General features: G+C 67.8%; 11 protein-coding genes. 5 read left to right on the forward strand and 6 right to left on the reverse strand.

The genetic code is table 11. The annotated features are described in order from the left end of the window. A partial coding sequence (locus L995_RS08760) for an SIS domain-containing protein (RefSeq protein ID WP_047471046.1) occupies nucleotides 1–388 on the forward strand: 388 nt, incomplete at its 5' end. Then, nucleotides 385–1116, forward strand: a complete 732-nt coding sequence (locus tag L995_RS08765; RefSeq protein WP_016451991.1) for a BON domain-containing protein — start codon at nucleotides 385–387, stop codon at nucleotides 1114–1116. The genes L995_RS08760 and L995_RS08765, both read left to right, overlap by 4 nt. Nucleotides 1117–1345: 229 nt before the next feature. On the opposite strand, the gene L995_RS08770 is transcribed toward L995_RS08765, so the two are convergent. The 4 genes from L995_RS08770 to L995_RS08785 form a co-directional block, all read right to left on the reverse strand. Then, nucleotides 1346–2257, reverse strand: a complete 912-nt coding sequence (locus L995_RS08770; RefSeq protein WP_047471048.1) for an NAD(P)-dependent oxidoreductase — start codon at nucleotides 2255–2257, stop codon at nucleotides 1346–1348. A 100-nt stretch (nucleotides 2258–2357) separates the two neighbouring features. Continuing rightward, nucleotides 2358–3494 (reverse strand): PilT/PilU family type 4a pilus ATPase, encoded by a 1137-nt coding sequence (locus tag L995_RS08775; RefSeq protein WP_016450725.1) that lies wholly within the window; start codon nucleotides 3492–3494, stop codon nucleotides 2358–2360. A gap of 129 nt (nucleotides 3495–3623) precedes the next feature. Continuing rightward, nucleotides 3624–4256 (reverse strand): cyclic nucleotide-binding domain-containing protein, encoded by a 633-nt coding sequence (locus tag L995_RS08780; RefSeq protein WP_016450724.1) that lies wholly within the window; start codon nucleotides 4254–4256, stop codon nucleotides 3624–3626. 31 nt (nucleotides 4257–4287) lie between these two features. Continuing rightward, on the reverse strand, nucleotides 4288–5331 hold the full coding sequence (locus L995_RS08785) for a type IV pilus twitching motility protein PilT (RefSeq protein ID WP_016450723.1): 1044 nt from the start codon (nucleotides 5329–5331) through the stop codon (nucleotides 4288–4290). A gap of 37 nt (nucleotides 5332–5368) precedes the next feature. Between L995_RS08785 and L995_RS08790 the strand changes: the two genes are divergently transcribed. Then, nucleotides 5369–6094 (forward strand): YggS family pyridoxal phosphate-dependent enzyme, encoded by a 726-nt coding sequence (locus L995_RS08790; protein WP_047471050.1) that lies wholly within the window; start codon nucleotides 5369–5371, stop codon nucleotides 6092–6094. Between the two features lie 38 nt (nucleotides 6095–6132). On the opposite strand, the gene L995_RS08795 is transcribed toward L995_RS08790, so the two are convergent. After that, the gene (locus tag L995_RS08795) at nucleotides 6133–7416 is read right to left on the reverse strand and encodes a branched-chain amino acid ABC transporter substrate-binding protein (RefSeq protein WP_047471052.1); all 1284 of its coding nucleotides are present in this window, start codon (nucleotides 7414–7416) and stop codon (nucleotides 6133–6135) included. 26 nt (nucleotides 7417–7442) lie between these two features. Beyond that, a complete protein-coding gene (locus L995_RS08800; RefSeq protein ID WP_016446678.1) occupies nucleotides 7443–8165 on the reverse strand; it encodes a TetR/AcrR family transcriptional regulator in 723 nt (240 codons plus the stop codon). Between the two features lie 159 nt (nucleotides 8166–8324). Here L995_RS08800 and L995_RS08805 point away from each other — a divergent pair, with 159 nt between their 5' ends. Beyond that, nucleotides 8325–9923 carry an AMP-binding protein gene (locus L995_RS08805; protein WP_047471054.1) on the forward strand — a complete coding sequence of 533 codons (1599 nt, stop codon included), beginning with the start codon at nucleotides 8325–8327 and terminating at the stop codon, nucleotides 9921–9923. 146 nt (nucleotides 9924–10069) lie between these two features. After that, nucleotides 10070–10216, forward strand: a 147-nt coding sequence (locus tag L995_RS34885) for a biotin carboxylase N-terminal domain-containing protein (protein WP_197065122.1), incomplete at its 3' end; no start/stop codon positions are given.

A 10216-nucleotide genomic window follows, 5' to 3' on the forward strand; every position in this document is an offset into this window, starting at 1 on the left:
CCGCGTCGCCGTGGCCCTGGTGTCCGACGGCGGCCTGCTGGGCACCGTGGGCGCCACGGGCTCGGGCGGCAACGCCACCCAGTACCTGGCGCGCCAGATACGCGCCCTGGGCCAGCCCGGCGACCTGCTGCTGGTGCTGTCCGCCACGGGCAACGACGTGGCCGTGCTGGAGGCCCTGGATGCCGCCCATGAGCGCGACATGATGGCCGTGGTGCTGACCGGCCGCACGGGCGGCTCCCTGGCCGGCCGCGTGCGCGAGACCGATGTTCTGATCTGCGTGCCGCACGACCGTGCGGCGCGCGTGCGCGAAACCCATACGCTGGTGCTGCACTGCCTGTGCGACGGCGTGGATGCCCAGTTACTTGGTGAACAGGAGATGCCTCTATGAAGTTCCGTTGGTCCCGCGCCGCCTGCGGTGTGCTCGCCGTTGCGTCCCTGGGCGCCGCCCTGTCGGGCTGCGTCGCCCTGGTGGGCGGCAGCGCCGTGATGGCCGGCATGTCGGTGGCGGACCGCCGCACCACCGGCACCCAGGTGGAAGACCAGGGCATCGAGCTGCGCGCCAACAACCGCATCTCCGAAGTGCTGGGCGACAAGGCCCATGTCAACGTCACCAGCTACAACCGCCAGGTGCTGCTGACCGGCGAGGCCGGCAACGAGGCCGACCGCCAGACCATCGAGAAGCTCGTGCGCGAGCAGCCCACGGTGCGCAATGTCTTCAACGAAGTGGTGGTGGCGCCCTTCACTTCCACGCTGAGCCAGCGCTCCAAGGACACCCTGATCACCACCCAGGTCAAGGCCAGCCTGCTGGACGCCAAGGACATCCAGGCCTCGGCCTTCAAGGTCGTGACCGAGAACAAGGTCGTCTTCCTGATGGGCATCGTCACCCCGCGCGAAGCCAAGCGCGGCGCCGAGATCGCCCGCGGCATCAACGACGTGACCAAGGTCGTGCGCGTGGTGGAAGTCATCTCCGAGGACGAACTGGCCCGCATGCAGCCGCAGTCCGCCCCCGTGGTCACCGACGACTCCGGCAAGGCCGCCGCAGCCAGCGCCCCCACCAGCCTCTCGGAAAGCAGCCTGTCCACCCCCGCAGGCGCCACCGCCACCCCGGTGAAGTGATCACCGCCGCCTGAAAGCAAAAGCCGGAACATGTTCCGGCTTTTTGTTTTGGACATAGGAAGATCTCGTTCCTCAGGGCATAGCACTTGAATCTGGCAGGGCCTAAAGCCAGGGACACCAAGCAAGGGCCTACGCCGGCCGCGCCGCCCCGCAGCGATGGTGTCGTCCCCCTCCCTTGCGAAGCAAGTAGAGAGGCGCCGTGCAACGAGGGGGAAGCGGCGTAAGCCGCTCAGGGGGTGAGCCTCTTGATGAGGCTGGAGGTATCCCAGCGCCTGCCCCCCATCTGCTGCACATCGGCATAGAACTGGTCCACCAGGGCCGTGACGGGCAGGCGGGCGCCGTTGCGCTGGGCCTCGGCCAGCACCAGGCCCAGGTCCTTGCGCATCCAGTCCACGGCAAAGCCGAAGTCGAACTTGCCTTCGGCCATGGTGCGGCCGCGATTGTCCATCTGCCAGCTCTGGGCTGCGCCCTTGCCGATGACGTCGAGCACGGCGGGAATGTCCAGGCCCGCGTGCTGGCCGAAGGCGATGGCCTCGGACAGGCCCTGGACCAGGCCGGCGATGCAGATCTGGTTGACCATCTTGGTGAGCTGGCCGGCGCCGCTGTCGCCCATCAGCGTGCAGGCGCGCGAGAAGGCCATGGCCACGGGCTGCATGGTGGCGAAGGCGGCCTCGTCACCGCCGCACATCACGGTGAGCTGGCCGTTCTGGGCGCCCGCCTGGCCGCCCGAGACGGGCGCGTCGATGAACTGCAGGCCCAGCTCCAGCCCGGCCGCATGCAGCTCGCGCGCCACTTCGGCCGATGCCGTCGTGTGGTCGGCAAATATGGCGCCGCGGCGCATGCCCGCGAAGGCGCCGTCCGGCCCCAGCACGACCGAGCGCAGGTCATCGTCATTGCCCACGCAGCTGAACACGATGTCGGCGTCGGCCACGGCCTCGCGCGGCGTGGCCGCATGGCCGCCGTTGAACTCCTCGCACCAGGCGCGGGCCTTGGCCTGCGTGCGGTTGTAGACCGTGACGCGGTGGCCTGCCGTGGCCAGGTGGCCGGCCATGGGATAGCCCATGACGCCCAGCCCCAGGAAGGCTACGGAGAGGGGAGCGATGGCCGCATAGCTGCGGGCGGCGATGGAGGAGTCGGACATGGGGGATTCCTGAGAGGTGGTGGGAGCGGGTGGCGCAGGGGCGCGCGGTGTGCGGCCCTGGAAGGAGCCGGTGTCCCGGCTCGGCGCGCTGAAGGCGCGTTCAGACGATGGCGAAATGCTCGGTGCCCGCCGCCAGGTCCAGCGACTTGGCGCGCTGGCTGCCCAGCTTGATCTGCAGCCGCAGGTCGTTGACCGAGTCCGCATTGCGCAGGGCATCCTCGTAGGTGATGAGGTTGGACTCGAACAGGTCGAACAGCGCCTGGTCGAAGGTCTGCATGCCCAGGTTGCGGCTTTTCTTCATGATCTCCTTGATCTCGGTGACTTCGCCCTTGAAGATCAGGTCGGAGATCAGCGGCGAGTTGAGCATCACCTCGATGGCGGCCACGCGCCCCTTGCTGTCCTGCTTGGGCAGCAGGCGCTGGGAGACCATGGCGCGCAGGTTCAGCGACAGGTCCATCAGCAGTTGCGGGCGGCGCTCTTCGGGGAAGAAGTTGACGATGCGGTCCAGCGCCTGGTTGGCGCTGTTGGCGTGCAGCGTGGCCAGGCACAGGTGGCCGGTTTCCGAGAAGGCGATGGCGTGCTCCATGGTCTCGCGGTCCCGGATTTCGCCCATGAGGATCACGTCCGGTGCCTGGCGCAGGGAGTTCTTGAGCGCTGCTTCCCAGCTGTCCGTGTCCAGGCCCACCTCGCGCTGCGTGACCACGCAGTTCTTGTGCGGGTGCACGAATTCGATGGGGTCCTCGATGGTCACGATGTGGCCGTAGGAATTCTCGTTGCGCCAGTCCACCATGGCGGCCAGCGTGGTGGACTTGCCCGAGCCCGTGGCGCCGACCAGGATGCACAGGCCGCGCTTGGTCATGGTCACTTCCTTGAGCACCTGGGGCACGCCCAGGCTGTCGATGGTGGGCAGGGCCAGCGGAATCGTCCGCATCACCATGCCCACGCGGCCCTGCTGGATGAAGGCGTTGACGCGAAAGCGCCCGATGCCCGGCGGCGAGATGGCGAAGTTGCACTCCTTGGTGCGCTCGAAATCGGCGATCTGCTTGTCGCTCATGACGGAGCGCGCCAGCGTCAGCGTGTGCACCGGCGACAGCGGCTGCGGCGACACCTTGGTGATGCGCCCGTCGATCTTGATCGCCGGCGGGAATTCCGCCGTGATGAACAAGTCGCTGCCGTTGCGGCTGACCATGAGCTTGAGCAGGTCGTTGATGAACTTGGTGGCCTGATCTCTTTCCATTGCCGTATTCCCCCGGGCATTGCGCACCGTCGTGGCGCGCAGGTTGTTTTGTTATGTGCAGGTGGTCCGGTCCGGCCCGGATGGGCCAGGCGTCCTCATATTCGACTCATTCGCCGACTCATTCGCCATCTAAGTGTGCTGCTCCTCGCCCAGGCGCACGCTGATGGCACGCAGCCGGAACGAGAGCTTGCGCGCCAGCAGCGCCATCAGCTTGGCGGCCAGCGCGGCATCCTTGACCATCATTTCGTCCAGCGCCTCTGCGCTGAGCACGCCGATCTCGCAGTCGGTCAGCGTGGTGCAGCTGGAAAAGCGCGGCCCGCCGTCGAGCAGCGACATCTCGCCGAGGATGTCGCCGGGCCGTGTCTGCGCCAGGCGCATGCGCTCGCCCCAGGGCTGCTGGCGCTCCACGGCGATCTGGCCGGACAGCACCACCGCCATGAAGCTGCCGTTCTCCTCCTGGCGGATCACGTCGCGCTGCGGCGCCACGGCCGCGTAGATGAAGTATTCGCTCAGCCGGTGCAGGCTGGCGGCGTCAAGCTGGCCCAGGTAGCGGTCGCGCGACCACAGCTGCTCCAGCTGGGTGACGCTGCCGCGCGGCAGCCGCGTGGCGCCCACCTCGATGGCGCGCGCCTCCCAGGGAACGGGAGGCGTGTGCGGGTCCATGAAGCCATGCGCCGCCAGCGTGGTCGTGAAGAAGGCCGACTCGGAGGCCGGGGCCGAAGGGTCCTGGCCGCTTCGCAGCTTGCGGAAAATGCTTTTCATGGCGCGTGGCGAGAGGCTGGGCCGGAGGCGGTCAGCCCGGGAAGTTGTCCGGTATCTTGGCCTTGGCGCGCGCTTCGGCCGGGCTGATCAGGTTGCGCCGCACCAGATCGGTCAGGTTCTGGTCCAGCGTCTGCATGCCCACATTCTGACTCGTCTGGATGGTGGAGTACATCTGGGCCACCTTGGCCTCGCGGATCAGGTTGCGGATGGCGCTGGTGCCCAGCATGATCTCGTGGGCCGCGATGCGGCCCTGGCCGTCCTTGGTCTTGCACAGCGTCTGCGAGATCACGGCCTGCAGCGATTCGGAAAGCATGGCGCGCACCATCTCCTTTTCCTCGGCCGGGAAGACGTCGATGATGCGGTCGATGGTCTTGGCGGCGCTGGAGGTGTGCAGGGTGCCGAAGACCAGGTGGCCCGTCTCGGCCGCGGTCATGGCCAGGCGGATGGTTTCGAGGTCACGCATTTCGCCCACCAGGATGGCGTCCGGGTCCTCGCGCAGCGCCGAGCGCAGGGCGGCCGAGAACGACTGCGTCATCGGCCCGACCTCGCGCTGGTTGATCAGGCACTTCTTGGAGTCGTGCACGAATTCGATGGGGTCCTCCACCGTCAGGATGTGGCCGTACTCGGTCTCGTTGAGGTGGTTGACCATGCCGGCCAGCGTGGTGGACTTGCCCGAGCCCGTGGGGCCGGTCACCAGCACCAGGCCGCGCGGCTTCAGGGCCAGGTCGGCGAAGATGCGCGGCGCGTTGAGCTGCTCCAGCGTCAGGATCTTGCTGGGAATGGTACGGAAGACGGCGGCCGCGCCCCGGTACTGGTTGAAGGCGTTGACACGAAAGCGCGCCAGGCCCTCGATCTCGAACGAGAAGTCCACCTCCAGGAACTCCTCGTAGGCCTTGCGCTGGGAGTCGCTCATGATGTCGTAGACCATGGCGTGGACGGTCTTGTGGTCCAGCGGATCGACATTGATGCGGCGCACATCGCCGTGCACGCGGATCATCGGCGGAAGCCCCGCGGACAGGTGCAGGTCGGAGGCCTTGTTCTTGACGCTGAAAGCCAGCAATTGGGTGATGTCCACGGAGTTCGCTCCCTCGTTTGGTACGCTGGCGGCAATTATGACGACGATTGAAAACAAGCTTCAACAGATTCACGAACGGATTGCCTCGGCCTGCGCGCAGGCGGGCCGGGCGGCCGGCTCGGTGCAGTTGCTGTCCGTCTCCAAGACCTTCGGCCCCGACGCCGTGCGCCAGGCCGTGCTGGCCGGCGAGCGCAGCTTTGGCGAGAACTACATCCAGGAAGGCGTGGACAAGATCGCCGCCGTGCGCGCCATGGGCCTGCCGGGCGGCGAGGCCCTGCAATGGCATTGCATAGGCCCCATCCAGAGCAACAAGACGCGCCTGGTGGCCGAGCATTTCGACTGGGCCCAGACCGTGGACCGCCTGAAGATCGCCGAGCGCCTGTCGGCCCAGCGCCCCGAGGGCCTGGCGCCGCTGCAGGTCTGCATCCAGCTGAACGTGGATGGCGGCGAGACCAAGGCCGGCGTGGCGCCCCAGCAGGCGCTGGAGCTGGCCGCCGCCATCGTGCAGCTGCCGCGCCTGGTGCTGCGCGGCGTGATGAGCATTCCCGACGATGTGCCGGGCTTCGAGGCCCAGCGCGAGGTGCATGCCCGCGCCACGGCCGTGTTCACGCAGATCCGCACCAGCGGCCTGCCGGGGCTGGAGCGCTTCGACACGGTATCCATGGGGATGACGGGCGACCTGGAAGCGGCCGTGGCCGCCGGATCGACCATGGTGCGCGTGGGCAGCGGCATCTTCGGCCAACGAAACTACGCCCCGCATTGAGCGGGGCGTAGCTGGCTTGGCTGGCGGGGCAGGCCGCCTCAGCGCCCGCCGGGCCGCTTCATCTGGCAGTCCGTGGGCAGCTCCACCTGCTCGGGCGTGTAGACGGCGTCGGTGCGAAAGCCGTAGTTCGTGCCTTCCCAGCCGGTCTTGACCAGCTTGCCATCCATGGGCGCGATGGTGTTGACCACCTGGGGCAGCAGCAGCTGGTGGTCCTTGCCGCGCATGCGCACGGGGCCGACCACGGTGTCCATCTGCAGGTCCTCCAGGGCCAGCGCGATCTTCACGGGTTCGGTGGACTGTGCCTTGGCCATGGCGGCGGCCAGCATGCGCGGCACCAGGTCCATGCGCGGGGCCAGGAAGTCCTTGCCCATGCGGGCCTTGTATTCCTGGGCGCGGGCGTTGGCCAGCGGGCGGCCGGCCTGGCCCGGGTGCCATTCGGCCACCCAGGTCAGCTGGCCGATGCGGGTCTGGGCGAAGGATGTCACCGTGCCCGGCATGCCGCCGGCGCTGTGGTTGAAGTAGCGCAGGTCATAGCCCGAGTCGGCCGCCGACTTGAGCAGCAGGGTCAGGTCCTGCCCCCAGTTGCCCGTGATCACCGAGTCCGCACCCGTTTCCTTGATCTTGGCCACGTAGGGCGCGAAGTCCTTGACGCGGCCTATGGGGTGCAGCATCTCGCCCGTGAACTGGATATCGGGCCGGGCCGCGCTCACCATCTGGCGCCCGTAGGCCGCCCACTGCTTGCCGTGGGCGTAGTCCTGGTTGAGCAGGTAGACCTTGCGGATGCCCGGCTGGGTCTTGATGTAGCTGGCAATCGCCTGCATGCGCATGGCGGTGTTGGCATCGAACATGAAATGCCAGAAGCTGCAGGCCTTGCCCGTCAGCTCGGGGTCGATGGAGGAGTGGTTGAGCACCAGCACCTCCTTGCCCGGATTGCGCTGGTTGTGGCGCGAGGCCGCCTGCACCAGGGCTGCCACCACCGACGAGCCCGATCCCCCGGTCACCACCACGCGCGCGCCCTGGTCTAGGGCTGCCTGCAGCGCGGCCTGGCTTTCCTGGGCCGAGAGCTTGCTGTCGAACTGCAGCAGCTGCAGCTTCGCCCCGTTGAACAGACCTCCCTTGGCGTTCACGTCCTCGACCGCGTACTGCACGTGGTCGCGCATCAGCTCGCCCGTGCTGACGAAGGGGCCGGACAGCGGATCGATGAAGGCGATCTTGAAGGTCTCGCCGCCCTGGGCGTGGGCGGCCGTGGCGCACAGCAGGGCGGCGGCGAGTGCCATGGATGGCTGGGAATATCGTCGGATGCAATGGCGGCGGATCGGCATGTCTTGTCTCCTCGAAGGAATGGTCGTCAGTCCTTGCCGGGCGGCTCGGCCCGGGGCCGGCTGCGCCGTGCAGGCGTCTTTTTCGCGGGGGATGCGGCAATGGCTTCGGGCGCGGTGGCTGGCGCCGTGCGCAGGCCCAGCACGCGGCTGGCCAGCTCGGTCAGCTCGGCCACCATCTCGGCCGTGCCCAGGCGGCCGCCGGGCCGGTACCAGTTGTAGAGAAAGCCCGGCAGGCTGCAGGCGGCCTGGGCGGTGATGCGTGTCTCGCGAAAGTCCAGGTGGCCGCTGGCGCGGCCTTCTTCGAGCAGCGCGCAGAACTGGCGGTAGAACTGGCGCGCCAGCGTGCGCGAGGCCTTCATGTACGCCGGACTGAAGGCCTGGGGCTCGCGGTAGGGAAAGAAGGCCGCCGGATAGTGGGCAATGGTGGCCGCGATCAGGCGCTGCAGGCCGTCCACGGCCTTCTCGTGCGCGGCGCGCGGATCGTCGGCCGCGAAGTCCAGCACCGTGAAGCAGGCCTCGGTGGGTGCCCAGCACAGGGTCTCGAAGATCTCCTGCTTGTTGCGGAAGTAGTAGTAGACGAAGGGCTTGGTCACGCCCAGGGCCTGGACGATCTGCTCCATCGTGGTGTTGGCGTAGCCGTTGCGGTCGAACAGGGCCTCGGCCGCCTTGAGGATGCGTTCGCGCTTTTCATCGGAGCCGGCCGTGGGAAGGCGCTGGCGGCCGCGCGGGGTGACAGGGGGCTTGGGCATGCGGGAAATCTCGTGTCGCGTCGGTGGCTGCGATGGTTATACCGGTGGGTAGCAATGTTCTACCAGCGGGTATATATTGGCAAGCCGCTGGACCCCAAAACAAATCAAGGCTATCCCTTAGGACTGGTTCCGGGATGGCCAGACACCCAGGAGACAAGCATGGCGGATTCCGAGACCCTCATTCCCCTGCATGAGGCCCTGCGCCGCAATGCGCGCAACCACCCCGGCCGCGACGCCTACATCTGGTATGGCCGCCACATCAGCTGGGCCGAGATGGATGCGGCCAGCGACGCCTTTGCCGCGCGGCTGCAGGCGCTGGGCGTGGGCCGGGGCGAGCCCGTGGCGCTGTTCATGAACAACTGCCCGCAGTACATCGTGGCGCACTACGGCATCCAGAAGATCGGCGCCATCGTCTGCCCCTGCGGGCCGCTGAACAAGGAGCATGAGCTGCAGTACCAGCTCGATGACCTCCAGGCCCGCGTCATCGTCGCGGCCGATGTGCTGCTGCCCGTGGTGGACAAGGTGCGCGCCAGCACGGCGCTCAGGCATGTGCTGGCCGTGCGCTATGGCGACTGGCTTCCTGAATCGGCCACGCTGGCGCTGCCGCCCGAACTGCAGGCCCCCGTGCAGCCGCTGCCCGAGGGCGTGGAATCGTTCTGGGATGTCATGCACAGCGGCGCCAAGCCCGTGCCCGTCGATGTCGCCATGGACGATGTCTCGCTGATGACCTATACCTCGGGCACGACGGGCCTGCCCAAGGGCGCCATGCTCAGCTACGGCAACGCGGCCAGCAAGACGGCCGGCGCCTCCAGCGCCACGGGCGTGAACGCCGGCGACATGCTGCTGGCCGTGGCGCCGCTCTATCACATTGCCGGCATGTCCATGGGCGTGAACATGCCCGTGCACAGCGGCGCCACCTGCGTGCTGCTGCACCGCTTCGACCCGCTGGCCGTGGCCCAGGCGCTGGAGCGCTACCGCGTGACCTGGTGGTACAGCATCGCGCCTATGAACGTGGCCGTGATGCAGCTGCCGGGCGTGGAGGCCATGGACTTTTCCGCGCTGCGCCGCAACACGGTGACCAGCTTCGGCATTGCCTACACCGAGGAGCTGGCGCGGCAGTGGAGGCGCTTCACCCCGAACTGCATCTCCAGCGAGGCGGCCTACGGCCTCAGCGAGACCCACACCATGGACACCACCATGCCCGGCGATGCCATCCGCTGGGGCACGCACGGCAAGCCGCTGCCCGGCAACGAGGTGCGCATCATCGACCCCGAGACCGGCGAGCCGCTGCCGGCCGGCGAAGTGGGCGAGATCACCATCCGCGGCCCCGGCAACTTCAAGGGCTACTGGAACAAGCCCGAGGCCACGGCCAGAACCCTGAAGAACGGCTGGGTGCACACGGGCGACATGGGCCGCATGGACGCCGAGGGCTACCTGACCTTCATCGGCCGCTTCAAGGAAATGATCAAGGTCTCGGGCTACAGCGTCTTCCCCGAGGAGGTGGAGGCCATCCTCATCAAGCACCCGGCCGTGGCCCAGGCCGCCGTGATCGGTGTGCCCGACCCGCAAAAGGGCGAGGTCGTGCGCGCCTTCATCGTCACGCGGCCGGGCCAGCAGATCGCGGCCGAGGACCTGGTGCAGTGGTCGCGCGAGAACATGGCCAGCTACAAGGCGCCGCGCGAGGTGCGTTTCATCGAGGCGCTGCCTGCCACCGGCGCGGGCAAGGTGCTGCGCAGGATGTTGAAAGACACCCCCTGAGTCGCTTCGCGCCTTCCCCCTCTCTACCCGCTTCGCGGGGGAGGGGGACGACACCTTCGGTGCGGGGCGGCCCTTCCTCGGTGCCCCTTGCATTTGAGGGCGCCAGTTGCAAACGCTGTTGACCATTGATACCGGACCTTTTACCCATGTTCCAGAAGATACTGATAGCCAACCGCGGCGAGATCGCGCTGCGCATCGTGCGCGCGCTGCGCGAGCTGGGTGTGCCCAGCCTGGCCGTCCATGCCGCAGACGATGCGCAGGCGCCCCATGTATCCGCTGCCGATGCAGCCGTG

This window comes from Delftia sp. ZNC0008 (assembly GCF_000799035.1).
In the GTDB taxonomy this organism is placed as follows: domain Bacteria; phylum Pseudomonadota; class Gammaproteobacteria; order Burkholderiales; family Burkholderiaceae_C; genus Comamonas; species Comamonas tsuruhatensis.

Bases quoted from the DNA above. Each gene is read 5' to 3' on its own strand.
- L995_RS08805 (WP_047471054.1), top strand. From the start codon at position 8,325: ATGGCGGATTCCGAGACCCTCATTCCCCTGCATGAGGCCCTGCGCCGC.
- L995_RS08790 (WP_047471050.1), top strand. From the start codon at position 5,369: ATGACGACGATTGAAAACAAGCTTCAACAGATTCACGAACGGATTGCC.
- L995_RS08800 (WP_016446678.1), bottom strand. From the start codon at position 8,165: ATGCCCAAGCCCCCTGTCACCCCGCGCGGCCGCCAGCGCCTTCCCACG.
- L995_RS08795 (WP_047471052.1), bottom strand. From the start codon at position 7,416: ATGCCGATCCGCCGCCATTGCATCCGACGATATTCCCAGCCATCCATG.
- L995_RS08765 (WP_016451991.1), top strand. From the start codon at position 385: ATGAAGTTCCGTTGGTCCCGCGCCGCCTGCGGTGTGCTCGCCGTTGCG.
- L995_RS08780 (WP_016450724.1), bottom strand. From the start codon at position 4,256: ATGAAAAGCATTTTCCGCAAGCTGCGAAGCGGCCAGGACCCTTCGGCC.
- L995_RS08775 (WP_016450725.1), bottom strand. From the start codon at position 3,494: ATGGAAAGAGATCAGGCCACCAAGTTCATCAACGACCTGCTCAAGCTC.
- L995_RS08770 (WP_047471048.1), bottom strand. From the start codon at position 2,257: ATGTCCGACTCCTCCATCGCCGCCCGCAGCTATGCGGCCATCGCTCCC.